The sequence below is a fragment of the Rubellimicrobium roseum genome (genome assembly GCF_006152145.1).
GTDB classification, from domain to species: Bacteria; Pseudomonadota; Alphaproteobacteria; order Rhodobacterales; family Rhodobacteraceae; genus Rubellimicrobium; species Rubellimicrobium roseum.
In genome coordinates this window covers 13,556-37,971 of the sequence record NZ_VDFV01000020.1, presented here as the reverse complement: position 1 = coordinate 37,971, position 24,416 = coordinate 13,556, and the positions used below count along the sequence as shown (strand labels likewise).

Here is a 24,416-nt window from a genome sequence, read left to right as displayed (position 1 = left end):
ATGTCCGAACCCCCGTCACAACGGCTTCCTGGCGTGACGGGCTGACCTCAATGGAGCGCTCCCCATGTCCCGCCTCGACTATGTGTTCACCTCGGAATCCGTCTCCGAGGGGCACCCCGACAAGCTGTGCGACCGCATCTCGGACGCCGTCCTCGACGCCTTCCTGGCCGAGGACCCGCGCGCGCGTGTCGCCTGCGAAACCTTCGCCACCACGAACCGGGTGGTAATCGGCGGCGAGGTGGGGTTGTCGGACCAGGCCCGCCTGCGGGAGTTCAAGGCGGGCGTCGAGGACATCGCCCGCGCCTGCATCCGCGACATCGGCTACGAGCAGGACAAGTTCCACTGGAACACCTGCGAGGTGACCAATCTCCTGCACGAGCAGTCCGCCCACATCGCCCAGGGCGTCACCGGCGAGCGGGGCGAGGAGGGCGCGGGCGACCAGGGCATCATGTTCGGCTACGCCACGCGCGAGACGCCCGAGCTCATGCCCGCTCCGATCCAGTACGCCCATGCCATCCTGCGGCGGCTGGCCGAGGTGCGGAAGTCCGGGCAGGAGCCGCTGCTGCGTCCCGACGCCAAGTCGCAGGTCTCGCTCCGCTACGCGGGCGGGCGCCCGGTGGAGGTGACCTCCATCGTGCTGTCCACCCAGCACGAGAGCGAGGCGCAGACCAGCGCCGACATCCGCGCCATCGTCGAGCCCTACGTGCGCGAAGTGCTGCCCGAGGGCTGGATCACCGACGCGACCAGGTGGTGGGTGAACCCCACGGGGACCTTCGTGATTGGCGGCCCTGACGGGGATGCGGGCCTCACGGGGCGCAAGATCATCGTCGACACCTACGGCGGCGCGGCTCCGCACGGGGGCGGCGCCTTCAGCGGCAAGGACCCGTCCAAGGTCGACCGCTCGGCCGCCTATGCGGCGCGCTACCTTGCCAAGAACGTCGTGGCGGCGGGGCTGGGGGAGCGGTGCACGATCCAGCTCTCCTACGCCATCGGCGTCGCGCGGCCCCTGACGATCTACGCCGACCTGCACGGCACGGGTGTCGTGGACGCCGCCGCCATCGAGCGGGCGATCCCCGAGGTCATGGACCTCACGCCCCGTGGCATCCGCGAGCATCTGAGCCTGAACCGCCCGATCTATGCCCGCACCGCCGCCTATGGCCATTTCGGCCGCACGCCCGAGGCCGACGGCGGCTTCTCGTGGGAACGGACCGATCTGGCCGAGGCGCTGCGGCGCTCGGTGGCGATCGCCGCCTGAGATCGGCCGTTTCACGCTGGCGTGAGTTGCCCTCGCGCCGGCCCGCCCTTGTTCACCGCTGTCACCGACACGGGAGCACGAGCGATGGCGCATCAGAACTGGACCGCGGACGTTTCGCGCCGCGGCTTCATGGCCGGGGCGAGCGGCCTGGCTGCCGGGGCCGTGCTGGCCGGAGCGGCCGGACGGGCCCAGGCGCAGGAGGCTGCCGGCGGGGTCGTGCGCGATGCGGACGTCCCCAACGAACTGGTGGGTCGGCCCGCCGAGATCGAGAACGAGCTGCGCCAGCCCGAGGCGCGCCGTCTGGGCTGGGCCGTGGCGGGACTGGGCCACTTCGCCACCTCCTACCAGATCCCGGCGCTGGGCAGGGCGCGCTACTCGGAGCTGAAGGGCCTTGTCTCGGGCAATCCCGAGAAGGCGGCCGAGATCGCCCAGCGCACGGGCGTCGCCGAGGGAAGCGTCTACAGCTACGACGATTTCGACCGGATCGCCGAGAACCCGGAGATCGACGTCGTCTACGTCATCACACCGAACTCGCTGCACCGCGACCTCGTGGTCCGGGCTTTCGAGGCCGGCAAGCACGTCATGGTCGAGAAGCCCATGGCGACGACCCCTGCGGACTGCGAGGCGATGATCGCGGCGCGCGACGCGGCCGGGAAGAAGCTCATGGTCGCGTATCGCGCGCATTTCGAGCCCGTGAACCTGATGGCCGGGACCATGATCCGCGAAGGGCAGATCGGCGACCTGACCTTCTTCTCCTCGGATCACCACCGGCCGCTCGATCCCTCCACGCCCAAGGACCAGTGGCGCATGAAGCGCGCGCTGTCCGGCGGCGGCTCGTTCATCGACATCGGCATCTATGCCCTGAACGGCGCGCTCTGGTATCTGCGCGAGACGCCCGCCGCGCTGTCGGCCCGGACCTGGAGCCCGGAGGGGGACTCGCGCTTCGCCGAGGTGGAGGCCGTCTGCACGGTGCAGCTCCGCTTTTCCTCGGGGCGGCTCGCCACGCTGTCCTCGGGCTACATCGCGGACAAGAAGCGCATCGATGCCTGGGGCTCGGAGGCGGTGGCGGTGCTCGACCCCGCGACCGAGTACATGGGCAACCGGCTCATGGTGTCGTCCAGCGAAGGGACCGAGGAACGGCAGTCCGAGTTCGGCAGCCAAGTCCAGTTCGACCGGGAGATCGACCACCTGTCGCGGGCGATCCTGAACGACACGGAGGTCCTGACCCCGGGCGAGATGGGGCTGCGCGACGTGCGGCTGATCGAGGCGATCTACCGGTCGGCCGGAGAGGCGGGACGCTGGATCGAGCTGAACGAGGACGGCTCGGCCCGGAGCTGACTTGACGCGGGACCGGGTGGCTCCCATACGCCCGGTCCCATGACCGAAGACATGCCTGACCGCCAGTGGCGCAACTTCTATGGCCGCACCCGGGGCAAGACGCTCCGCCCGCTCCAGCGCGAGCGGCTGGAGGGGCTGCTGCCCCGGCTGACCCTGGGCGGCGTCACCCGCGAGGAGAATCCGGGACGCGAGGTGCTGGACGTCTCGGCCCTGGACGGGCCGCTCTGGCTGGAGATCGGCTTTGGGGGCGGCGAGCATCTCGTCCACATGGCGAAGGCCTACCCGGACGTGACGCTGATTGGGGCCGAGCCCTTCGTGAACGGGATCGCGCAGTTCCTGGGCAAGCTGGAGGCCGAGGGAGTGGGGAACGTCCGCGTCCATCCGGGCGACGCGCGCGACCTGCTGGAGGTGCTGCCCGCCGGCTGCCTGGACAAGGCCTTCCTCAACTACCCCGACCCCTGGCCCAAGGCGCGGCATCACCGGCGACGCTTCGTGACGCCCGAGCCCTTGCGGCTCCTCGCCCGCGCCATGGCGCCGGGGGCCGAGCTGCGGGTCGCCACCGATATCGAGGACTACGTGCGCCAGACGCTGGAGGAGGTGCCGCCGGCGGGCTTCGCGCTGGAGCGAGGGCCCACGGACGAGGCCTGGCCCGACTGGACGCGCACCCGCTATGAGGCCAAGGCGCTGCGCGAGGGGCGGTCGCCGCATTACATGACCTTCCGTCGCCTCTGACAGCGGGCTAGAAGGCCCCCCGAACAAGGAGGCGCCATGTCCGGCCACGGCCAACCCATCCCGATGACCGCCCGTCCGGGGCATCCGCTGAACGGCGTCGCGAACGTCCCCGGCGACAAGTCCATCTCGCACCGCTCCCTGATCCTGGGCGCGCTCTCGGTGGGCGAGACGCGCGTGACGGGCCTCCTCGAAGGGGAGGACGTGCTCGACACCGCCAAGGCGATGCGGGCCTTCGGGGCGCAGGTCGAGCGGCAGAATGGGACTTGGGTCGTTCACGGCGTGGGCGTGGGGGGCTTCGCGGAGCCGTCGGACGTCATCGACTGCGGCAACTCGGGGACAGGCGTGCGGCTCATCATGGGGTGCATGGCCACGAGCCCGATCACCGCGACCTTCACCGGGGACGCGAGCCTGCGGGGCCGCCCCATGGGACGCGTGACCGATCCGCTTTCGCTGTTCGGGGCGCAGAGCTTCGGCCGGCAGGGCGGGCGCCTGCCCATGACGGTCGTGGGCGCGAGGGAGCCCGTGCCGGTGCGTTATGCCTTGCCCGTGCCGTCGGCGCAGGTGAAGTCGGCGATCCTGCTCGCGGGGCTGAACGCCCCCGGCGAGACGGTCGTGATCGAGAAAGAGGCCACGCGCGACCATACCGAGCGGATGCTCGCGGGCTTTGGTGCCGAGGTCCGGGTCGAGGACGGGGCCGAGGGGCGCGTCATCACGCTGGTGGGCCAGCCGGAGCTGCGGGCCCAGACCATCACCGTGCCGCGCGACCCCAGTTCCGCCGCCTTTCCGGTCTGCGCGGGGATCGTCGTGCCGGGGTCGGACGTGCTGGTGCCGAACATCGGGCTCAACCCGACGCGGGCGGGGCTGTTCACGACGCTGCGCGAGATGGGCGCGGATCTGTCCTACGAGAACCTGCGCGACGAGGGAGGCGAGCCCGTGGCCGACCTGCGCGCCCGGTTCGGGGGCAACCTCAAGGGCCTCGAGGTGCCGCCCGAGCGCGCGGCCAGCATGATCGACGAATATCCCATCCTGTCCGTGGTCGCGGCCTTTGCCGAGGGGCCCACGGTCATGCGCGGGGTCAAGGAGCTGCGCGTCAAGGAAAGCGACCGGATCGACGCGATGGCCAAGCTCCTGCGTGCGGCGGGCGTGGAGGTCGAGGAAGGGCCGGACTGGTGGATCGTCCACGGGCGCGGCGCGGACGGGGTCGGGGGCGGGGCGGTGGCCGAAAGCCGGCTCGACCACCGGATCGCCATGTCGGGGCTGATTCTGGGGATGGCGGCGAGGAAGGGGATGAGCGTCGATGACGGCTCGCCCATCGCGACCTCGTTCCCGATCTTCGAGGCGCTGATGCGCGACCTTGGCGCCGATCTGTCGCGGGGCTGACATGAGCGCGGAGCCGAGCCGGGACGAGCTTCTGGACAACACGCCCGAGGCGGTGGCGATGCGGCGGATGCGGGCGGCGCGGGCCGAGGCGCTGGCGCGGCTTGCCGAGGCCGAGGCGAAACCCGCCGCCCCGCGGTCGCGGCGCCGGCTGCTGCTGGGTGTGGCCCTGGGCGGGATCGGGGCGGCGCGGCTGCTGTCGCAGCTGACGCGCGGGCGGCAGGTCCCATGATCTTCACGGTCGCCATCGACGGGCCGGCCGCCTCGGGCAAGGGGACGATCGCCAAGGCGCTCGCCCGCGAGCTGGGTTTCCGGCATCTCGACACCGGGAGCCTTTACCGAGCGGTCGCGCTGCGGAGCCTGGAGGGCGAGGACCCCGTGGCGGCGGCGCGGAGCCTCGACCCCGAGCGGCTGGGCGATCCTCGGCTGCGCGAGCCACGGGTCGCGCAGGAGGCGAGCCGCATCGCCGCCATCCCCGAGGTGCGGGCGGCGCTCCTCGATTTCCAGAAGGGCTTTGCCCGGCGCGACGGCGGCGCGGTGCTGGACGGGCGCGACATCGGCACGGTGGTCTGCCCCGAGGCCGAAGCCAAGCTGTTCGTCACCGCGACCGCCGAGGCCCGCGCGGGACGGCGCCACGCCGAGCAGGTCGCGGCGGGGCTCGACTCGACCCTGGAGGGCACGCTGGCCGAGGTCCGGGCGCGCGACGCGCGGGACGCCGGGCGCGACGTGGCCCCGCTGCGCCCCGCGGAGGACGCGGTGCTGATCGACACCTCGGGCCTGAGCATCGAGCAGGCGGTCTCCGCCGCGCTGGCGGTGGTGCGGAGCCGGATCGGGCGCTGAGCGCCCGAGGCCGCCCGGGCGGGGCGCGTCGGCAGGGGCAAGGCGGTGGGCGGCGGGCATGGGCTCTCCCTGGGTCTGAGGGAGAGGATCGCCGGCAGAGGTTAACGAAACCTTGGGGCACCGAACGGTCCCCGGCCGATTCGCGCAGCATCCCCCGGCGGACCCGGGCGGGCCGGGCGGCGTTGGGGCGCGACGAGGCAGGACCCGAGGACGGATGCTTGAACGGCTGCGGACCATCCCCCGCGAGGACTGGCGCGACGCGATCCGGCGCGGCCTGCAGGCGGCCCTGGCGGGGGTCGGCACCTATGCGGCGGTGCGCGCGCTGGGGCTGGGACACGAGTTCCTGGCCGTCCTGGGCGCGGCGCTGATCCTGACGACGAGCATCGGCGGGACCATGGGCGCGGCGCTGACGCGCATTCAGGCGACGGTGGTGGGCAGCCTTCTGGGGCTCGCCTGCCTTCTGGTGCTGCCGGATGGCTGGGGCACCATGGGGGCGCTGGCGCTGTCGCTCCTGGTCGTGGGTGGCGTGTCGGGGCTGCGGTCGGACTGGAGCTACGGCATGGTGGCGGCCGTAGGGATCGCGCTGGCCAGCCAGGACCAGGCAGTCGAGGAGGCGGTCGAGCGGACCCTGGCGCTGGCCATCGGCGCGGGAATCGGGGTGCTGGTGTCGCTGCTGGCCTGGCCCGACCGGGCGGAGGCGCGCTTCGACCGCCACCTGCGCGAGGCGCTGCGCGCCACGGCGACCCGGCTGTCGGACGCCATCGAGGCCACGATGGAGCCCAGCCGCGAGGCCGCGCCGGCCGACCATGTCTCGGCCTATCACCGGGCGGTCGGGCGGGCGCAGGACGCGCTGGACGCGGCCAAGCTGGTGGAGCGCGACGGGATGCGGCGGCGGCTGGAGGCGCTGCGGCGGCTCTACAACTCGGTCATCATCCTGGACCGCGCGGCCGAGAGCGACGAGCCGCCGGTGGCCGGGGCGCGGCGGATGCGGGAGGAGGTCGAGCACCTTCGGCGCGAGGCCTGCCGGGTGCTGACGTCGCTGGCCCGCGGCGAGCGGAGCCCCGATCCGGGGGACCTCGATCCGGCGCTGGAGAGGCTGGAGAAGCATCTGGCCGGAGAGGACCCGGCGACCCTGCTGCACGGGGGGCGGGGGGCGCTGGACTTCGGCCTGCGCGAGGTGCGCCGGACCCTGGCCGATCTGATCGCGGCCGAGAGCGCGCGCTAGAGGGTCACGCGGCGCATGGGCATCCGGACCGCGAGGCGCTAGGGCAGGGGCGAAACGTCGGCAGGGGGGCGGCACGATGGCGGGACGGGTGGTGGATCTGGCGGCCTGGCCGCGCGCGGACCAGTTCCGGTTCTTCCGCGGCTTCGGCAGGCCGCACTATGCGATCACGGCGCGGGTGGACGTGACGCGGCTCAAGGCGGGGCGGCGCGAGGGGGTCTCGCCCTTCCGGGCCTGTATCTGGGCCATCGGAGCGGGGGTCCATGCGGTGCCCGAACTGCGGATGCGGTTCCGGGAAGACGTCGTGACCGAATACGACCGGATCGAGCTGTCGGCCACGGTGCCGCTGGCGGACGGAAACTTCAACTACGTCTACCTGCCCTGGGAGCCGGACTTCGCGGCCTTCGACGCCGGGGCCGCGCGGCGGATCGAGGCGGTGCGGGCGGGGCAGCCTCTTGCGGCGAATGACGGGTCGCGCGACGACCTGGCCTATCTGAGCTGCCTGCCTTGGCTCGACTACACGAGCCTCGACAACGCGCTGCCCCATGCGGACGACTGCATCCCCCGCATCTCCTGGGGGCGGTTCGTCGAGGCGGGCGGGCGCTGGACCTGCGCGATGACGCTTCAAGTGCATCACGCCCTGGTGGACGGCCGGCAGGTGGGCGACTTCTTCGCGGCCGTGCAGGGGGCGCTTGGGGAGGTGTGAGCGCCGCGCTGCCGCGCAGGCGGTGGCCGGAGCGGGCACGGAGGCCCGCCTGATCGGGCGGCGACGGGCGCGCGGCAAGGCCGTCCGTCGGGGTTTTGCGCCTTTTGCTTGCCCCGAAAGCTCTTGTGATGTAGAGGGGCGTGTCCCATATGGGGCGAATCCCCCACAGACCGGCGGAGACAACCGCCAGGCCCGAAAACCGAGAAAAGGATAAGCATTTGGCTGGCAACAGCATGGCGGAGTTCGAGGAACTCCTCAAGGAAAGCTACGAGATCGACACCCCGTCCGAAGGGACCGTGGTGCGCGGCAAGGTCATCGCCGTCGAGGCGGGCCAAGCCATCATCGACGTCGGCTACAAGATGGAAGGCCGCGTCGACCTCAAGGAATTCGCCGCTCCGGGTGAAGCCCCCGCCGTGAAGGTCGGCGACGACGTGGAGGTCTTCCTCCGCAACGTCGAGAACGCCCGTGGCGAGGCCGTGCTGTCCCGCGAGATGGCCAAGCGCGAAGAAGCCTGGGATCGCCTGGAGAAGGCCTACGAGCGCGAGGAGCGCGTCGAGGGCGCGATCTTCGGCCGCGTCAAGGGCGGCTTCACCGTGGACCTGGGCGGCGCCGTGGCGTTCCTGCCGGGCTCGCAGGTGGACGTGCGCCCCGTGCGCGACGCGGGCCCGCTCATGGGCCTCAAGCAGCCGTTCCAGATCCTCAAGATGGACCGTCGCCGCGGCAACATCGTCGTGTCGCGCCGCGCCATCCTGGAAGAGTCGCGCGCCGAGCAGCGCGCCGAGGTCATCGGCAACCTCTACGAGGGCCAGGTGGTCGAGGGCGTGGTCAAGAACATCACCGAATACGGTGCGTTCGTGGACCTGGGCGGCGTGGACGGCCTGCTGCACGTGACCGACATGGCCTGGCGCCGGGTGAACCACCCGAGCGAGATCCTGTCGATCGGCGAGTCGATCAAGGTGCAGGTCATCAAGATCAACAAGGAAACCCACCGCATCAGCCTGGGCATGAAGCAGCTCCAGGAAGATCCGTGGGACACCGTCGAGCGGAAGTACCCGATCGAGTCGGTCCACACCGGCCGCGTCACCAACATCACCGACTACGGCGCCTTCGTGGAGCTGGAGCCGGGGATCGAGGGCCTCGTCCACGTGTCCGAGATGTCCTGGACCAAGAAGAACGTGCACCCCGGCAAGATCGTCTCCACCTCGCAAGAGGTCGAGGTCATGGTGCTCGAAATCGACAGCCAGAAGCGCCGCGTGTCCCTGGGCCTCAAGCAGACCCAGCGCAACCCGTGGGAAGTGTTCGCCGAACAGTATCCCGAGGGCGCGTCCGTCGAGGGCGAGGTCAAGAACATCACCGAGTTCGGCCTGTTCGTCGGCCTGCCCGGCGACATCGACGGCATGGTGCATCTGTCGGACCTGTCCTGGGACCAGCGTGGCGAGGACGCCATCCAGTCCTTCCGCAAGGGCGACCACGTCAAGGCCAAGGTCATCGAGGTCGACGTCGAGAAGGAGCGCATCTCGCTCTCCATCAAGGCGCTCGAGAACGATCCCTATGCCGAGGCCCTGGGCGGCGTGAAGCGCGGTGACGTCATCACCGTGGCCGTCTCGAAGATCGAGGACGGCGGCATCGAGGTGGACTACGAGGGCATGAAGTCCTTCATCCGCCGTTCGGACCTGTCGCGCGACCGCTCCGAGCAGCGCCCCGAGCGCTTCCAGCCCGGCGACAAGGTCGACGTGCGCGTGGTGTCGGTCGAGACCAAGGCCCGCAAGCTGGGCCTGTCGATCAAGGCCCGCGAGATCGCGGAAGAGAAGGAAGCCGTGGAGCAGTACGGCTCGTCCGACTCGGGCGCCTCGCTCGGCGACATCCTGGGCGCGGCGCTGCGCGGCGGCGACCGCTGAGTCGGGACCGTCCGGCCTCAAGGCCAGAACGATGACATCAGAAGGGCCCCGCCATTGGCGGGGCCCTTTTGCGTTGTCCAGGAGCCGGGGCGCAGCGGGCGCCTCAGAACGGCGTCGGCTGCGGCGTTTCCGCGGTCCGGGGCGGCAGCACCGGATGCTCGACCTTCGGGGCCTCGCCCGTGAGGCTGTGAAGGAAGGCGGTGATGGCCGCGATCTCGGGCTCGCCCAGGTCGGCGCCGAGTTGCGACGTGCCCATGATGTGCACCGCCTCCTCGAGTGACCAGACCGCGCCCGAGTGGAAGTAGGGCGGCGTCAGCGCCACGTTGCGCAGGGGGGCGGCGCGGAACACGTAATCGTCCCCGGCCGTGGCCGTCACCGCGAAGCGGCCGCGGTCGCCTTCGGGCAGGACGTCGGCGCCGGGCCTCTCGACCACGCCGAAGGGATGATAGTCCTGACCGCCGAAGTTGACGCCCGAATGGCAGGCCGAGCAGCCCGAGTCCATGAAGAGCGCGAGGCCCCGCTTCTGCTCGTGGGTCATGGCGTCGGCGTCGCCCGCCAGCCAGCGGTCGAAATCCGCGCCGGGCGTGACGAGCGTTTCCTCGAACTCGGCGATGGCGGTGGCGAAGTTGGCGAAGCTCACCGGCTCGGCCTCGTCGGGGAAGGAGGCGACGAAGGCCTCGCGGTAGGCGTCCATTGAATTGAGCGTGGCCACCACCTGCTCGGGGGTGTTGTTCATCTCGACGGCGGCCTGGACGGGGCCCATGGCCTGCTCGGCCAGGTCGGCGGCGCGGCCGTCCCAGAACTGGGCGGCGTTGAAGAGCGCGTTGTAGACGGTGGGGGCGTTGCGCGGGCCCTTCTGCCAGCCGTGGCCGATGGAGGTGGGCAGCGCGTCCACCCCGCCCATGCCGACATTGTGGCAGGTCTGGCAGGAGAAGAGGCCCGAGGAGGACATGCGCGGATCGAAGAAGAGCATGGCGCCGAGCTCGCGGCGGGCGGCCTCGATCCCGTCGGCGGCGGGGGCGGGCGGCAGGATGACGTCGAAGCTGTCCTGCGCGGCCTGTCGAAGCGCCGCGTCCGTGTAGCCCGGCGCGACCTCGGCCTCCTGCGCGGAGGTGGCCCCGGCCGTCAGCGCCAGGGCCGCTGCCAGGGGAATGAGTCGTCTCATGATGATCCCTCGTGATTGGTTCCGGCCGAAGGATCGGAGCCGGCCGCTCTCGGCGCCTTGATCTGGCGCAAGCCGCAGGCGGGGACCGGCCATGCGCCCGGCGAATGGCCGCACAGGGCGGGGTGACGTGGCGACGATGTGCGAAAGCCTTTGTCGCAGAACGGGAAACCCCTATAGTCCACGAACAAAGCAGGGCGCGCCTGCACGACGTTCACTGTCCCTGGGGGTGAGATGATCCGGTCCGAACTGATCCAGAAGATCGCGGAAGAGAACCCGCATCTGTACCAGAAGGATGTGGAGAAGATCGTGAACGTGATCTTCGACCGGATCGTCGAGGCCATGGCGCAGGGCAACCGGGTGGAGCTGCGGGGCTTCGGCGCCTTCTCCGTCAAGAAGCGCGACGGGCGCACGGGTCGCAACCCCCGGACCGGCGAGTCGGTTGAGGTCACCGAGAAGCACGTTCCCTTCTTCAAGACCGGCAAGCTGCTGCGCGAGAGGCTGAACGGCCAGGGCATCGGCATCGACGAGAACGGCGAGGACTGACGCGCCCCGTTGCGGATGGGGCAGGGCCGGCGCTATAGGTCGGCCGCCAGAGCCGGGAGCCCGCTGCATGAGACTGCTCAAGACCGCCTTCTGGGCGATCGTCGCCATCGCCCTCGTGACCATGGGGCTCGCCAACCGCGACATCGTGCGGCTCCGTGTGCTGCCCGAGGCGCTCAGCGACTGGCTGGGGGTGGCGCCGGACCTGCAGCTTCCGCAGTTCCTGGTGATCCTGGCGGGCGTGGCGCTGGGCCTGTTCATCGGCTTCATCTGGGAATGGATCCGCGAGATCCCCGAGCGGGCGCAGCTGCGCGCGACGCAGCGCGAGCTGGAGCGGCTGCGCCGCGAGGTCGCGCGCCAGCGCGAGGCCGCCGCGCCCAAGGATGGGGTGCTGGCCGCCATCGAGGCGCCGGTCGTCCCGGCCCGGCGGGCCTGATGGCCTTTCGCGTCACCGGGCCGGAGGCCGCGGGTTCGCGGGCGGCCGGGCGGGCTGGCGGCCCGGTGCGGGTCAAGGTCTGTGGGCTGACCACCCCCGCGCAGGTCGAGTCCGCGGCCGAGGCCGGGGCGGGCTATGTGGGGCTCGTGTTCTTTCCGCCCTCGCCGCGCGCCTTGGGCATCGATGCGGCGCGCGAGATCGCCTGGGCGGCTCCGGTCGGGCTGGCCAAGGTCGGGCTGTTCGTGGACGCCACCGACGAGGAACTGGAGGCGGTGATCGACCGCGTGCCGCTGGACATGGTGCAGCTCCATGGCCGCGAGACCCCGGAGCGGGTGCGCGAGGTGCGCGAGCGCTGGGGCCTGCCGGTGATGAAGGCCGTGGGCATCGCCGGGCCGGAGGACGTGGAGCGGGCGCGAGGCTACGAGGGGGCGGCGGACCAGCTTCTCCTCGACGCCAAGGCGCCGGCGCGGGCGCCGCTGCCCGGAGGCAACGGGGTGGCCTTCGACTGGGGGCTGGTCGCCGGGGCGCGCTGGGGCGTGCCGTGGATGCTGGCCGGGGGGCTCCGGCCTGACAACGTGGCCCAGGCGCTGGCCGCGAGCGGCGCGCGGCAGGTGGACGTCTCCTCGGGCGTCGAGAGCGCGCCGGGGGTGAAGGACGCGGGGCTCGTGCGCGCCTTCGTGAAGGCGGCAGGGAGCGGTCATTCCTGAGGGAGGACGCCGGCCTTGGGAGTAGGGGACTGGCCAAGGCCGGCCGGCAGCCCCTTAGCCGAAAGGGCTACGGACTAGCTCGTCTTGCCCGCCGTCTCTGGGGGTGGCCCAAGGGCGCCCGATCCTGCTCGGTCTGACGGCCGCATGGCCTAGGCGGCTTCCCGGAGATCCGCGGTCCCCGGCATCGGCTCGGCATTGGGAAACGTGCGGCGAAGAGGCAGCGTCGATCTGCTCCGGCGATCTTGGCGGATCCTGCTTCGGCGCAGCCTCTTGCGGATTTCGGCGCGGGCCTGGTGCCGGCGACGCAGCGCCAAGACCAGCCACAGAAGGAGTGACAGAAGGACCAGGCTCCCACCGATCAGGAGCCACCGGGCGAGCGGATTCAGCGGCTTGGGCAGCGGCAGGGAACCATCCGGGATCAGGGATGGACGTCCTTGGGCGGTCGGCGGACCTTCGGCAGTCGGCACGACCATTGGTAGTGTCGCCGCGATGCCGTCCAGACGCCGATATGGGATCGCACGTTCGGTTGGCGCGAACGGAGTGCCCGCGGCCGAAGGCAGCCCCATCCCGAGATCAGACAGGGCGGCGTCGGGCTGCGCGCCTGCCATGACGGCTTCTCCGCTGGACGTGGGCGCTCCGGGGACCATCGCCGGGACCGGACCAGCCGACAGGAGAGCGGAGATCAGGAGAAGGGCCGTGAGACAGGGGAGGAGAAGGCGGGCAACGGGTCTGTTCGAAGGGCCAGTCATTCGGCGCTCTCATCATGCGCTTACAAGGTTCCATTAGATCACCCATGGGTTGAGTCAAGTGCCGACATTGCCCTTTCAATCGGCCTGTGGCGGAACCGACGGACCATGGGTTCCGCCGCACCTCGGATCGCGCTAGACACGCCCGGACACGAGGGGAGGGCGCGCGATGCCGGATACGCGACAGAACAGCTACATGACCGGGCCGGACGAGCGCGGCCGCTTCGGGGAGTTCGGGGGGCGCTTCGTCTCGGAGACTCTGATGCCTCTGATCCTCGACTTGGAGGCGGAGTACGAGAGGGCCAAGACGGATGCGTCCTTCTGGGCCGAGATGGACGATCTCTGGACTCATTACGTGGGGCGGCCCTCGCCGCTCTATTACGCGCCGCGGCTGACCGAGCACCTCGGCGGGGCGAAGATCTACCTCAAGCGCGACGAGTTGAATCACACGGGCGCGCACAAGATCAACAACGTGCTGGGGCAGATCCTGCTCGCCCGCCGCATGGGCAAGACGCGCATCATCGCCGAGACCGGGGCGGGGCAGCATGGGGTGGCGACCGCCACGGTCTGCGCGAAGTTCGGGCTCCAGTGCATCGTTTACATGGGCGCGCACGACGTGGAGCGGCAGGCGCCGAACGTGTTCCGGATGCGGCTGCTGGGCGCGACGGTCGTGCCGGTGACCTCGGGGCGCGGCACGCTCAAGGATGCGATGAACGACGCGCTGCGGGACTGGGTGACCAACGTGCGCGACACCTTCTACTGCATCGGCACGGTGGCGGGGCCGCATCCCTATCCGGCGATGGTGCGCGACTTCCAGTCGATCATCGGCAAGGAGGCCAAGGCGCAGATGATGGAGGCCGAGGGGCGGCTGCCGGACACCATCATCGCGGCCATCGGTGGCGGCTCGAACGCCATGGGGCTGTTCTATCCGTTCCTGGACGATCCCACGGTCCGGATCATCGGCGTGGAGGCCGGCGGCAAGGGCGTGGACGAGAAGATGGAGCATTGCGCCTCGCTGACCGGCGGGCGGCCGGGGGTGCTGCACGGGAACAAGACCTACCTGCTGCAGGACGAGGACGGGCAGATCCTGGAAGGCTACTCGATCTCGGCGGGGCTCGACTATCCGGGGATCGGGCCGGAACACGCTTGGCTGCATGACATCGGGCGGGCCGAGTACGTGGCGATCACCGACAAGGAGGCCTTGGAGGCGTTCCAGCTCTGCTGCGCGATGGAGGGGATCATTCCGGCGCTGGAGCCGAGCCACGCGCTCGCGCATGTCATGAAGATCGCGCCGACGCTGCCCAAGGACCACCTGATCGTGATGAACATGTGCGGGCGGGGCGACAAGGACATCTTCACGGTGGCCAAGCACCTGGGCGTCGAAGTCCGCACCTAGGGCGGGGGACCGCGAGTCGTGCGACGGGCCGGGGCCCGGAGGGACACCTCCGGGCCCGTCTCTTTGGGGTGACAATGGGGCAGAGGTGTGGTGACGGGGTGGCGTCCGGATTGGCGGGCGGGCCAAACCGCCCTTAAACTTTCCGCCATAACCCATGTTACTGCGTTCGGTTGGGGCGCGCTATGCAGGCGGAGTATGGATCGGTGGAGCGCGGCGTGCATGGTCGGGGCAGCCGCAGGCGCAGACTGCCCTGCCAAACCGGAGGTTCGAGATGACGCGCATGTTCCTGGCCACCACGGCCGTCATGGCCCTGAGCACCGGCGCCGCGCTGGCGCAGTCGGCCGCCGAGGAGGTGATTGCGGGCCTTCAGGCCCAGGGCTACACCCGCATCGAGGTCAAGGAAGGCCCGACCCAGATGAAGGTCGAGGCGATCCAGGGCGACACCAAGCTCGAATACGTCTATGACCGGGCGACCGGCCAGGTCCTGAGCCGCGAGGTCGAGCGGGTCGACGGCGACGACGATACCGCCCCCGGCGTGGAGATCGACCGCGAGGACGAGGACTTCGTGCGCAGCGGGTCGCGCGGGGACGGCAGGGACGATCGCAACGGCCGGGACGATGACGGCGACGGGCTGGTGGACGAGGCCGACGAGGACGACAACCCGGATCGCGACCACGACGTCGATGACCGCAACGGCGTGGACGACGACGGTGACGGGCGCGTGGACGAGGATGACGAGGACGACAACGGCGGGGACCGGGACCGCGACGACGACGAGGATGACGACCGGGGCCACGGCAACGACGACGACCGCGACGACGATGACAATCCGGGCCGCGGCGGTGACGATGATGACGATGACCGCGGTGGTCGCGACGACGACGACGACGACGACGACCGGAGCGACCGGGACGACGATGACGAGGACGACAACCGCGGGCGCGGGCGTGGCCGGGGCCGCGGCGGCGATGACGACAGCGACGACTGAGCGCCGACGTCCGGCGTGACACGGGACCCGGCCTCCGCATCCGAGCGATGCGGGGGCCTTGGGCCGGAGAGGGGGATGGGAATGGGATCTTGGCGCGGACGGCTCCTGGCGGCGGCGCTGGTGCTGGGGGCGGGCGCGGCGCTGGCGCAGTCGGCTGCCGACAGCGTGGTGGAGCAGCTCCGGGCGCAGGGCTACGAGGAGTTCACGGTCACGCGGACCCTGCTGGGCCGAATCCGCGTGGTGGCCGAAAATCCGCAGGAGCGGCGGGAGATCGTCTTCAATCCCGGCACGGGCGAGATCCTGCGCGACTACATCGAGCGGCGGGACGGCAGCGCCGTGCCTCGGATCTTCGACCCCGTCGAGGAGGACGATGACGAGGGCCGAAACGGGACAGCGGGCGGTGGCGCGGTGGTCGCGGGTGACGATGAGGGCGACGGCCAAGGGCGCGGGCGCGGCCGGGGTGGCGACGATGCCTCGGACGACGACTCGGATGATGCGGGCAGCGGATCGGGCGATGGCTCCGGTGCCGACGACGATGAGGATGAGGACGATGGCGGCCAGGGGCGGGGACGCGGTCGGGGCGGCGACGATTCTGACGACGGCCCGGGCCGCGGCAACGGTAATGGCAACGGCAACGGTAATGGCAACGGCTCCGGAGCCGACGACGATGACGATGATGATGGCGGCCAGGGGCGCGGGCGCGGCCGGGGCGGCGACGACCCGCGCGGGAATGGCGGGTCCGGGTCGGACGACGATGACGACAATGGCGGCGGCCAAGGGCGCGGTCGGGGCGGAGATGACGACGACGACAGCGATGACGGTGACGACTGAGACGCTTTCCCCTACATAGAGGCTTCGGGGGAGGGACCTTTGTGAATCGGACGGGCGTGATCGTCGCCATCCTTGCGGTGCAGGCGGTGTCGGCGGTGCTCTTCATCGCCAACATCGTCTTCTCGGTGCTCGGCGTGGCTCCTGTGGCCTGGGTGGTGTATGAGCTGACCGAGATCGGCGCCGCGCTGGGGCTGATCCTGGGCACGGTGCTGGGCGGCGTCGCGCTGCGCCGCAGCCTGATCCGCACCCGCGAGGCCGAGGCGCGGCTGCGCGCGGCCTCGGGGGCCTTCATGGACCTGCTGGAGGAGCGGTTCGCCGCCTGGGGTCTGACGCCCGCCGAAAGGGACGTGGCCCTGTTCGCCATCAAGGGGATGTCGACGCCCGAGATCGCGAAGATGCGGCAGACGAGCGAAGGGACCGTGAAGGCGCAGACGGCCGCGATCTACCGCAAGGCGGGCGTGTCGGGCCGGCCTCAGCTTCTGTCGCTGTTCATCGAGGACCTGATGGACGGGCCCCTGGAGAAGAGCCGCGTGCCGGTCAAGGCCTGAGGCTCAGCTCTCGGCGGCCTGGGCGCGCAGGATCTCCAGCGGCACGATCTCGAGCGCGCGGCGGTGCGTGGCCTCCAGGTGCACGCGGGGGGCGCATCCTTCCTCGTGCGCCTGAAGGAAGCGGCCGGCGCAGAGGCACCAGGAGTCGCCAGGCTTGAGGCCGGGAAAGCCGAACTCGGGACGCGGGGTGGAGAGATCGTTGCCCACGTACTTCGAGTAGGCGAGGAACTCGGCCGTCATCACCGCGCAGACGGTGTGCGAGCCGCGGTCCTCGCGGCACGTGTCGCAGGCGCCATTGCGGAAGAAGCCGGTGAGAGGATCGCGCGAGCAGGGGGCGAGGGCGCCGCCCAGCACGTTGAGCGAGGGATCCTTGTCCATGCTGTCCTCCGGTGCGTTGCGGTCTTTCGGAACATTGGGTCGGGTCGCCCGGCGGACAAGGCGCGACGCCTCAGCGGAAGCGGTCGGCGAGCTTCTGGAGGGGGCTGCGGGTGTCCGAGGTCGTCTTCGGGGGCTCGGCGGAAGCGGCCGGAGCCTTGGCATCAGGTGCGGGCCTGGAGGAGCGCGGCGGGTTGAGGCGCAGGGCCACCTTGTTCTGGAAGGTGGCGACGTCGCCCTGCGCCAGCGCGGCGGCGCCGTCCTCGACGCCCCGCAGCAGATCCTCCAGCCACCCCTCGCGGTCGGCCTTGGCGAAGTCGTGGAGCACGTAGCCCGGCACCGCGTCCTTGTGGCCCGGATGGCCCACGCCCATCCGCACGCGGTGGTAGGCGTCGCCGACATGGGCGTGGAGCGAGCGCAGGCCGTTGTGCCCGGCATGGCCGCCCCCGGTCTTGACCTTGAGCCGGGCGGGAGGCAGGTCGATCTCGTCGTGGAAGACCGTCACCTCGGGCAGGGCGATCTTGAGGAAGCGCATCGCCTCGCCCACCGAGCGACCGGATTCGTTCATGTAGGTCTGGGGCTTGAGGAGCAGGACCTTCTCGCCGCCGAGCGTGCCTTCGGAGGTCTGGCCCTGGAAGCGCGACCGCCAGGGGCCGAAGCCGTGCGCCTCGGCGATGCGGTCCACGGCCATGAAGCCGATGTTGTGACGGTTGAGCGCGTACTTCGCGCCGGGGTTGCCGAGGCCGACGAAGAGTTTCATGGCTTGGGTTGTAGTGCGCGGGCCCTCCGAAGGGAACGGGGGAGGTCGCGGGCGGGCGCGGCCGTGTCGCGGAGGCCGCCGCGCGCGGCGGGGCGGCGTGGCACGACTTGGGAACAGGGAGGTACGCCATGGGCCGAATCGAGATCTACGCCGTCTTGGCCGTGGCCATCGCGGCCGAGGTGGTGGCAACGACCGCGCTGGCCCGCTCGGCGAGTTTCACGAAGCTCGTCCCCAGCTTGGTGGCGATCGGGGGGTATGCGGTGGCCTTCTGGCTCCTGTCGCTCGCGCTTCAGGTCATCCCGACGGGGATCGTCTATGCGATCTGGTCGGGGCTGGGGATCGTGCTGATCGCCGCCGTGGCCTGGCTGCGCTACGGGCAGGCGCTGGACGGCCCGGCGCTGTTCGGCATGGGGCTGATCCTCGCGGGGGTGCTGGTCGTGAACCTGTTCTCCAAGTCCGTGGGGCATTGAGGGCCCCGAACGCAAACGGGACCCCGAAGGGCCCCGTCCGGTCGAACGTCAGGTGCGATCCGCTCAGGCTTCGGCCGAGGGCTCGTCCACCGCGTCGGAGGCGCGCAGGCCCGAGGGGGCCGAGATGTTGGCGACGACGAAGTTCCGCTCGATGGTCGGCTTGACGCCGGCGGGGAGCGAGATGTCGTTGATGTGGATGACGTCGCCGATCTGGCGGCCGGTCAGGTCCACGGTGATGTGGTCGGGGATGTCGCCGGCGGTGACTTCCAGCTCGACCTGCGGGCGGACGACCACGAGGGTGCCGCCGCGCTTGATGCCGGGGGCGGCGGCGTGGTTCTCGAACACCACGTCGATGCGGAGGTTGATCCGCGTCGTGGGCGAGATGCGCAGGAAGTCGACGTGCGTCGGCAGGTCCTTGACCACGTGGCGCTGGACGCCGCGGCAGACGACGCGCTGGTCGGCCTGACCCTCGACCTTGAGGTTGAACATGGTCGACAGGAAGTGCCCGGCCTTCAGGCGCTTCATCAACGCGTTGAATTCGAGGTTGATCGGAAGCGGCTCTTGCCCGCCGCCGTAGACGATCCCAGGAACCGCGCCGTCACGGCGAGCGGCGCGGGCGGCCCCCTTGCCTGTCCCCGCGCGGACCTGGGCCACGAGATCGATGACCTCACCAGCCATGGTAGTCTCCAATATGAAAAAAGGGGCCGCCCTCCAAGGGTGTGCGGCCCGGCTTCGAGGCGGCCCCCTTAGCGCAGGTCGCGGCGGAAGGGAAGGACCCTCTTGCCGCGCCGGCCGGACCGGACCATATGTCCCGCGCGGGGACGGCCCCGCCCATTCCTTGGCACCATCGTCCGGGACGGCCCGGCCCTTTTCGCGGAGGGCCGCATGGCCTGGATGTCGCTCCTTGTCGCCGGACTGCTGGAAGTGGTCTGGGCCTTCTCCATGAAGCAGTCGGCGGGGTTCACCCGGCTTGGGCCGACCGTCGTCACGCTCGTCGCGATGCTGGCGAGCGTCGCGCTCCTGGCCTGGTCGATGCGGGTGCTGCCGCTGGGGACCGCCTACACGGTCTGGACCGGCATCGGCGCGGTCGGGGCCTTCGCCGTGGGCGTGATCGTCCTAGGGGAGCCGCTGAATCCGGGGCGGGTCGTGGCGGCCGGGCTGATCGTCGCGGGGCTGGTCCTGATGAAGCTGTCCTCGGCGGGCTGAAATGTCCTGCCGCTGGAGTAACAATCGGTGAAGCCGGAGTTGTTGCGGGGGGCGGGCGGGGCTGCGAGAAGCGCCTCATTCCGAACACGAACAGGTTGATCCCATGTCCATCCTGACCGCCGTCCGGCTATCGGCCCGGCCGAGCGCCGCCTTCTTCTCGCTGGGGCTCTTCTGGGGCTGCTGGGCCGCCTACGTTCCCGTCGTGAAGGGGGGGCTCGGGGTCTCGGACGGGACCTTCGGGCTTCTGCTGCTGGGCTCGGCCTGCGGGCTCGTGTCCGCGATGTGGATTGCGCCGCGGACCGACCGGGCGCTGGGCGCGCGGGCGATGCAGGTGCTGGCCGCCTGCTTCGCGCTGGCTTGGCTTCTGCCGACGCTGGCGCCCTCGGAGGCGGCGTTCTTCGCGGCGCTCGTCGTCGTGGGGCTCTGCTCGGGGCTTCTGGACGTCACCATGAACTCGCGCGTGTCCGAACTGGAGGCGCAGACGGGGCGCAGCCTGATGAACGGGGCGCACGGGATGTTCTCGGTGGGCTACACGCTGGGGGCGGTCTTCGCGGGCTTCGCGCGCGAAGCGGGGCTGCCCCCGGTGGGGGCGCTCCTGTGCGTGGCGGTGGTCGTGGTCGTGGGCCTCGTGCCCCGGATGCGGCAGGAGCCCCATGTCGTGCCGCACCCGGAGGGCGGGCGGGGGCGCTATCCGCTGGTGCCGATCCTGCTCTGCGGCGGCGTGGTGCTGGCGGCCTTCATGACCGAGGCCGCGACCGAGGCCTGGTCGGCGCTCCACATCGAGCGGACGCTGGGCGGGCGGGCTGCCGAGGGCGCGCTGGGACCGGCGATGCTGGGGCTCACGATGAGCATCGGGCGCTTCGGCGGGCAGGTGGTGGCCGAGCGGCTGCGCGAGGTGCAGGTGGTCGTGGCGGCCTCGGCGCTGGCGGCGGCGGGCGCGCTGGTCGCCGCCTGGGCGCCTGCGCCCGTGGTGGCCTACCTGGGCTTCGGCATGTTCGGGCTGGGCGTGTCGGTGATCGGGCCCATGGGCCTCGCGCTCGTGGGAAAGATGGTGCCCGCGCATTTCCGCACGGAGGCCATCAGCCGGGCGGCAGTCATGGGCTTCTCGGGCTTCTTCTTCGCCCCTGTCATCATGGGGCTTGTGAGCCAGGCGGCGGGTCTGCGCTGGGCCTTCACCGCCATGGCGGTGCTGGTGGCCTGCGCGGTGCCGCTGGCGCTGGCGCTGGCGCGACGCCCTGTCGTCAGCCAGCCCGCCTGAGCCAGAGCGCAGCGTAGGGGGCGACGCGCAGCGTGTCGCCCTCCCAGTCCAGGGGATGGCCCGAGAGCGCGTCCACGACGGGGCCCTCCAGTCGCAGCGCCCAGGCGGCGATGCGCTGCTCGCGTTCCGTGAAATTGAAGACGCAGGTGACCGGGTCCTGCTCGTCGGCGCGAAGGAACGCGAAAAGCGCCGGGTGGCCCGTGTCGAGGATGCGGGTGCGGATCTGGCCCGCCAGCGCGTCGAGCCGCTTGCGCGCGGCCAAGATCGCCTTGGTCCCAGCAAGGATACGGGCGGAGGGGCCGGCGGGGCTCTGGGCCAGGTCCCAGGGCATCCGGGGCCGGTGCATCCAGCGCCCATCGGGGGCGAGGTCGGGGTCCTCCCGGTAGCTGGGATCGTTCAGGAGCCCCAACTCGTCGCCCATGTAAAGGAGTGGCAGGCCGCCGAAGCTGGCGATCAGCGCATGGCCCAGAAGGACGCGCGCCACGGCGTGGTCGATCAGGCCGGGGTCGCCGGCCTCCAGCGCCTGCTCCAGCCCGGCGAGGCTGGCGAAGCTGCCGTTGGTGCGACGGTCGCCCGTTTCCGCGTTGGACTGGAAATCGGCCCCGCGCGCGAAGCTGCCGGGGAAGCTGCCGTTGTAGAAGTCCGCGAGGAAGTTGCGGTGGGCGTGGGCCAGCAGGTGAGGGACCTGGGCCGCGTCCTCCTCGGTAATGGCCCAGCCGATGTCGTCGTGGCAGCGGATGTAGGTGGCAAAGGACGCGCGCGAGAAGCGTTCGGGGAAGTGGGTCTGGAGGACGTGGGTCATCAGCCGCGTGTCGCGGGACGCGAGCGACGACCAGAACTGGACCATGAGGTTGTTGTGGTAGGCAAGCTGGGCAACCTTGCCGGATTTCCCGCCCTGGCCCAGGTAGGGGACGAGGTCGCGGGGGCCGACGATGGCCTCGGCCTTGTGGATCACCGCCGGGGCGCTCGCGCGGGTGGCCTGCACGATGGCCTGCAGGATGTCGTGCACCTCGGGCAGGTTCTGGCAGGGCGTGCCGAGCCGTTTCCACATGAAGGCCACGGCGTCGAGCCGGAACACCTCCACGCCCTTGTTGGCGAGGTGGAGGATGGTGTCGAGGACGGCGAGGAAGACCTCGGGGTTGGCCCAGTTCAGGTCCCACTGGTATTCGTTGAAAGTGGTCCAGACCCATTTGTTCAGGTCGGGATAGAAGGTGAAGCTTCCCGGCGCCTGGTCGGGAAAGATGTCGATCAGCGTTTCCTCGTAGGCGCGGGGCAGGCGGTCGTCGTCGAACATCAGGTAGAAGGCCTGATGGAACGGGTCGCCGGCCTTCGCCTTTTCGGCCCAGCTATGCTCCTTTGCGGTGTGGTTGAGGACGAGGTCGAGGCAGACCGAGATCCCCTCCTGCCGGAGGGCGCGGGCGGCCTGCTCGAAGTCCTCCATCGTGCCCACCTTCGGGTCGATCCGGCGGTAGTCCATCACCGCATAGCCGCCGTCGGACTGGCCGGGACGGGGCAGCAGGCAGGGCATCAGGTGGAGATAGGTGACGCCCAGATCCCGGAGGTAGGGGATGGTCCGAGGCAGGTCGGCCAAGGTCCCGCAGAAGCGGTCGGGGTAGGCGACGTAGGCCACCATCTCCTGGCTCAGGAACCATTCGGGGTCCACGTCGCGGCGCAGGTCCAAAGCGCGCAGGTCCTCGGGCCGCGCGACCGAGGCGGCCTCGGCGATCCGCCGGATGCGGTCCAGGAGAGCCGGGACGTCGTGCGCCTCGCCATAGAGTCGGGCGAGGGGACCGCGCAGGTCGCGGAGCGCCCGGCGCCAGCGCAGGGGGAAGAGCGGGTCAGGGGCCGGACCTGCCGCCCGGCGCGGGGTGGCGGGGCCATGGGGGGCGGTCGTTGATCTGGCCATGGGGCGTCCTCCGGGACTCGCGGAACCCTTGGCGGGTTAGGGCAGGATGGCGGTTCGGGCAAGCGCCCGGTGCCGGCCCCGCCGTTGCGCGACTTCACCGCGGAGGCGACCTGAATTCGGCCGGATTTCCGGTTCGTTTCGGGACGGGGCATGGTCCCGTGCGCAGGCTTTCGCCTGCGTCGGGCGTCCGACGCAATGTGGAAAGGGGTTTCCTGTCATGATCGAACTGGCATTCGTGGTGTGTCTCGGCACGGAGCCGATGCGCTGCGAGCAGAAGGCGATGCAGTTCGCCGACGTGTCACTGATGGCCTGCCTCATGGGCGCGCAGCCGCAACTGGCCGAATGGCTGAACGATCATCCAGGATGGGAGGTCCGGCGCTGGACCTGCCAGCCGCTGGAGGCCGGGCGCCGGACCTGAGCCGTCAGGCGTTCTGCGCCCACTCGCCCTCGAAATCCTTGGGGACCAGCAGGATGTCGCGGTCGACCTCCTGAAGGTTCCTGCGCCCGCACAAGGCCATGGTGACGTCCATCTCCTTTTGCAGGATCTCGAGGGCGCGGGTCACCCCGGCCTCGCCCATCGCGCCCAGTCCGTAGACGTAGGAGCGGCCCACGAGCGTGGCGTCGGCACCCAGGGCCACGGCCTTGAGGATGTCCTGGCCCGAGCGGATGCCCGAGTCGAGCCAGATCTCGGTCTCGCCCTTCACTGCGCGCACGATGGAGGGCAGGACGCGGATCGAGGACAGCGCCCCGTCGAGCTGCCGGCCGCCGTGGTTCGACACCACGATGGCGTCGGCCCCGGCCTTGACGGCTAGGCGCGCGTCCTCGGCATCGAGGATGCCCTTCAGGATGATCTTGCCGCCCCACTTGGCCCGGATGCGCTCGACCTTGGCCCAATCGAGGCGGGGGTCGAACTGCTCGGCCGTCCAGGAATGGAGCGAGGCGAGGTTGCCCACGTTCTTGGCATGGCCCACGATGTTGCGGAAGGTGCGTCGCCTGGTGCCCGCCATGGCGAAGGACCAGCGCCACTTGGTGGCGAAGTCGAAGGCGTTCTGGGGCGTGATCTTGGGCGGCGCGGAGAGGCCGTTTTTGATGTCCTTGTGCCGCTGCCCGAGGATCTGGAGATCGAGCGTCAGCACGAGGGCCGAGCAATTCGCGGCGCGGGCGCGCTCGATGATCTCGTCCGTGAAGCCCGTGTCCTGCATGACGTAGAGCTGGAACCAGAAGGGCGCCTGGGGCACCGCTTCGGCTACGTCCTCGATGGAGCAGATCGACATCGTGGACAGCGTGAAGGGCACGCCGAACCGCGCGGCGGCGCGGGCGGCCAGGATCTCGCCATCGGCGCGCTGCATCCCGAGCGAGCCCACGGGCGCGAGCGCCACGGGCATCGTCACCGGCTCGCCCAGCATCGTGGAGCGCAGAGTGCGCCCCGACATGTCCACCGCCACGCGCTGGCGGAAACGCAGACGGTCGAAGTCGGTGGTGTTCTCGCGGAACGTCTGCTCGGACCACGAGCCCGACTCGCAGTAGTCGAAGAACATCTTGGGCGTGCGCCGACGATGCAGGCGCTTGAGGTCGTCGATGCAGGTGATGACGGGCATGGGGTTCTCGCAGGTGATCGGAGGGATTTAGCGTTCTTTCCCCCGCCGATGAAAGAACCGTTCGCGGCCTTAACCGGGTCTTTCCGTTTGCCCTTTAGAACTGATCCCGACTCAAATG

The 24,416-nt window shown here is 70.6% G+C and carries 26 protein-coding genes, 1 pseudogene and 1 riboswitch; of the genes and pseudogenes, 20 read left to right on the top strand and 7 right to left on the bottom strand.

Features of this window, described 5'->3' with window-relative positions:
- Positions 1–9: 9 nt before the first annotated feature.
- Positions 10–58, top strand: a riboswitch (SAM-SAH riboswitch).
- A 6-nt stretch (positions 59–64) separates the two neighbouring features.
- The 9 genes from metK to rpsA all read left to right on the top strand — a co-directional run bounded on the left by metK (position 65) and on the right by rpsA (position 9,368).
- Positions 65–1,255, top strand: a complete 1,191-nt coding sequence (gene metK, locus FHG71_RS13620) for a methionine adenosyltransferase (RefSeq protein ID WP_139082242.1) — start codon at positions 65–67, stop codon at positions 1,253–1,255.
- Positions 1,256–1,339: 84 nt separating this feature from the next.
- Positions 1,340–2,593, top strand: coding sequence for a Gfo/Idh/MocA family protein (locus FHG71_RS13615; RefSeq protein ID WP_139082241.1), 1,254 nt, complete (start codon positions 1,340–1,342; stop codon positions 2,591–2,593).
- 51 nt (positions 2,594–2,644) lie between these two features.
- Complete coding sequence (gene trmB / locus FHG71_RS13610) at positions 2,645–3,325, top strand: tRNA (guanine(46)-N(7))-methyltransferase TrmB (RefSeq protein WP_246045449.1); 681 nt, start codon at positions 2,645–2,647, stop codon at positions 3,323–3,325.
- Between the two features lie 36 nt (positions 3,326–3,361).
- Positions 3,362–4,705 (top strand): 3-phosphoshikimate 1-carboxyvinyltransferase, encoded by a 1,344-nt coding sequence (gene aroA, locus FHG71_RS13605; protein ID WP_139082239.1) that lies wholly within the window; start codon positions 3,362–3,364, stop codon positions 4,703–4,705.
- A 1-nt stretch (position 4,706) separates the two neighbouring features.
- Positions 4,707–4,934, top strand: a complete 228-nt coding sequence (locus tag FHG71_RS13600; protein ID WP_139082238.1) for a hypothetical protein — start codon at positions 4,707–4,709, stop codon at positions 4,932–4,934.
- Positions 4,931–5,542, top strand: a complete 612-nt coding sequence (locus FHG71_RS13595) for a (d)CMP kinase (RefSeq protein ID WP_139082237.1) — start codon at positions 4,931–4,933, stop codon at positions 5,540–5,542. The genes FHG71_RS13600 and FHG71_RS13595 overlap by 4 nt, the downstream gene beginning before the upstream one ends.
- Positions 5,543–5,756: 214 nt before the next feature.
- On the top strand, positions 5,757–6,767 hold the full coding sequence (locus FHG71_RS13590) for an FUSC family protein (RefSeq protein WP_139082236.1): 1,011 nt from the start codon (positions 5,757–5,759) through the stop codon (positions 6,765–6,767).
- Between the two features lie 76 nt (positions 6,768–6,843).
- The gene (locus FHG71_RS13585) at positions 6,844–7,470 is read left to right on the top strand and encodes a CatA-like O-acetyltransferase (protein WP_139082235.1); all 627 of its coding nucleotides are present in this window, start codon (positions 6,844–6,846) and stop codon (positions 7,468–7,470) included.
- Between the two features lie 149 nt (positions 7,471–7,619).
- A complete protein-coding gene (gene rpsA / locus FHG71_RS13580) occupies positions 7,620–9,368 on the top strand; it encodes a 30S ribosomal protein S1 (RefSeq protein WP_139082234.1) in 1,749 nt (582 codons plus the stop codon).
- A 103-nt stretch (positions 9,369–9,471) separates the two neighbouring features.
- Here the strand turns inward: rpsA and FHG71_RS13575 are convergent, their stop codons facing one another.
- The gene (locus FHG71_RS13575) at positions 9,472–10,533 is read right to left on the bottom strand and encodes a cytochrome-c peroxidase (protein WP_139082233.1); all 1,062 of its coding nucleotides are present in this window, start codon (positions 10,531–10,533) and stop codon (positions 9,472–9,474) included.
- A 228-nt stretch (positions 10,534–10,761) separates the two neighbouring features.
- On the opposite strand from FHG71_RS13575, the pseudogene ihfB reads away from it, so the two are divergent.
- The 3 genes and pseudogenes from ihfB to FHG71_RS13560 all read left to right on the top strand — a co-directional run.
- Positions 10,762–11,076: pseudogene (ihfB, locus tag FHG71_RS13570) on the top strand (integration host factor subunit beta); the annotation flags it as partial.
- A gap of 67 nt (positions 11,077–11,143) precedes the next feature.
- Positions 11,144–11,509 (top strand): lipopolysaccharide assembly protein LapA domain-containing protein, encoded by a 366-nt coding sequence (locus tag FHG71_RS13565; RefSeq protein WP_139082231.1) that lies wholly within the window; start codon positions 11,144–11,146, stop codon positions 11,507–11,509.
- The gene (locus FHG71_RS13560; protein WP_139082230.1) at positions 11,509–12,216 is read left to right on the top strand and encodes a phosphoribosylanthranilate isomerase; all 708 of its coding nucleotides are present in this window, start codon (positions 11,509–11,511) and stop codon (positions 12,214–12,216) included. Before FHG71_RS13565 ends, FHG71_RS13560 begins: the two co-directional genes overlap by 1 nt.
- A gap of 149 nt (positions 12,217–12,365) precedes the next feature.
- Here FHG71_RS13560 and FHG71_RS13555 read toward each other — a convergent pair whose 3' ends face one another.
- Positions 12,366–12,824 carry a hypothetical protein gene (locus FHG71_RS13555; RefSeq protein WP_139082229.1) on the bottom strand — a complete coding sequence of 153 codons (459 nt, stop codon included), beginning with the start codon at positions 12,822–12,824 and terminating at the stop codon, positions 12,366–12,368.
- 307 nt (positions 12,825–13,131) lie between these two features.
- Between FHG71_RS13555 and trpB the strand changes: the two genes are divergently transcribed.
- The 4 genes from trpB to FHG71_RS13535 all read left to right on the top strand — a co-directional run bounded on the left by trpB (position 13,132) and on the right by FHG71_RS13535 (position 16,725).
- Positions 13,132–14,358, top strand: a complete 1,227-nt coding sequence (gene trpB / locus FHG71_RS13550) for a tryptophan synthase subunit beta (protein ID WP_139082228.1) — start codon at positions 13,132–13,134, stop codon at positions 14,356–14,358.
- A gap of 271 nt (positions 14,359–14,629) precedes the next feature.
- Positions 14,630–15,346, top strand: a complete 717-nt coding sequence (locus FHG71_RS13545; RefSeq protein WP_139082227.1) for a hypothetical protein — start codon at positions 14,630–14,632, stop codon at positions 15,344–15,346.
- 81 nt (positions 15,347–15,427) lie between these two features.
- Complete coding sequence (locus tag FHG71_RS13540; protein WP_139082226.1) at positions 15,428–16,177, top strand: hypothetical protein; 750 nt, start codon at positions 15,428–15,430, stop codon at positions 16,175–16,177.
- A 41-nt stretch (positions 16,178–16,218) separates the two neighbouring features.
- Entirely contained in the window at positions 16,219–16,725 is a 507-nt protein-coding gene (locus FHG71_RS13535; RefSeq protein WP_139082225.1) for a helix-turn-helix transcriptional regulator, read from the top strand.
- A gap of 3 nt (positions 16,726–16,728) precedes the next feature.
- On the opposite strand, the gene FHG71_RS13530 is transcribed toward FHG71_RS13535, so the two are convergent.
- Together FHG71_RS13530 and pth are read right to left on the bottom strand one after the other, a co-directional pair.
- Positions 16,729–17,103, bottom strand: a complete 375-nt coding sequence (locus FHG71_RS13530) for a DUF2237 family protein (RefSeq protein WP_139082224.1) — start codon at positions 17,101–17,103, stop codon at positions 16,729–16,731.
- Between the two features lie 70 nt (positions 17,104–17,173).
- Positions 17,174–17,860, bottom strand: a complete 687-nt coding sequence (gene pth, locus FHG71_RS13525) for an aminoacyl-tRNA hydrolase (RefSeq protein WP_139082223.1) — start codon at positions 17,858–17,860, stop codon at positions 17,174–17,176.
- A 128-nt stretch (positions 17,861–17,988) separates the two neighbouring features.
- Between pth and FHG71_RS13520 the strand changes: the two genes are divergently transcribed.
- Positions 17,989–18,330: an SMR family transporter gene (locus FHG71_RS13520; protein WP_139082222.1), complete on the top strand. Its 342-nt coding sequence runs from the start codon at positions 17,989–17,991 to the stop codon at positions 18,328–18,330.
- 63 nt (positions 18,331–18,393) lie between these two features.
- Here the strand turns inward: FHG71_RS13520 and FHG71_RS13515 are convergent, their stop codons facing one another.
- Positions 18,394–19,008 carry a 50S ribosomal protein L25/general stress protein Ctc gene (locus FHG71_RS13515; RefSeq protein WP_139082221.1) on the bottom strand — a complete coding sequence of 205 codons (615 nt, stop codon included), beginning with the start codon at positions 19,006–19,008 and terminating at the stop codon, positions 18,394–18,396.
- 207 nt (positions 19,009–19,215) lie between these two features.
- On the opposite strand from FHG71_RS13515, the gene FHG71_RS13510 reads away from it, so the two are divergent.
- Complete coding sequence (locus FHG71_RS13510) at positions 19,216–19,536, top strand: DMT family transporter (protein WP_139082220.1); 321 nt, start codon at positions 19,216–19,218, stop codon at positions 19,534–19,536.
- 103 nt (positions 19,537–19,639) lie between these two features.
- Positions 19,640–20,794, top strand: coding sequence for an MFS transporter (locus FHG71_RS13505; RefSeq protein WP_139082219.1), 1,155 nt, complete (start codon positions 19,640–19,642; stop codon positions 20,792–20,794).
- On the opposite strand, the gene FHG71_RS13500 is transcribed toward FHG71_RS13505, so the two are convergent.
- A complete protein-coding gene (locus FHG71_RS13500; protein WP_139082218.1) occupies positions 20,778–22,700 on the bottom strand; it encodes an alpha-amylase family glycosyl hydrolase in 1,923 nt (640 codons plus the stop codon). The genes FHG71_RS13505 and FHG71_RS13500 overlap by 17 nt on opposite strands.
- A gap of 217 nt (positions 22,701–22,917) precedes the next feature.
- On the opposite strand from FHG71_RS13500, the gene FHG71_RS13495 reads away from it, so the two are divergent.
- The gene (locus tag FHG71_RS13495; protein ID WP_139082217.1) at positions 22,918–23,118 is read left to right on the top strand and encodes a hypothetical protein; all 201 of its coding nucleotides are present in this window, start codon (positions 22,918–22,920) and stop codon (positions 23,116–23,118) included.
- Positions 23,119–23,122: 4 nt separating this feature from the next.
- Here the strand turns inward: FHG71_RS13495 and FHG71_RS13490 are convergent, their stop codons facing one another.
- Positions 23,123–24,298 (bottom strand): alpha-hydroxy acid oxidase, encoded by a 1,176-nt coding sequence (locus FHG71_RS13490; RefSeq protein WP_139082216.1) that lies wholly within the window; start codon positions 24,296–24,298, stop codon positions 23,123–23,125.
- Between the last annotated feature and the right edge of the window lie 118 nt (positions 24,299–24,416).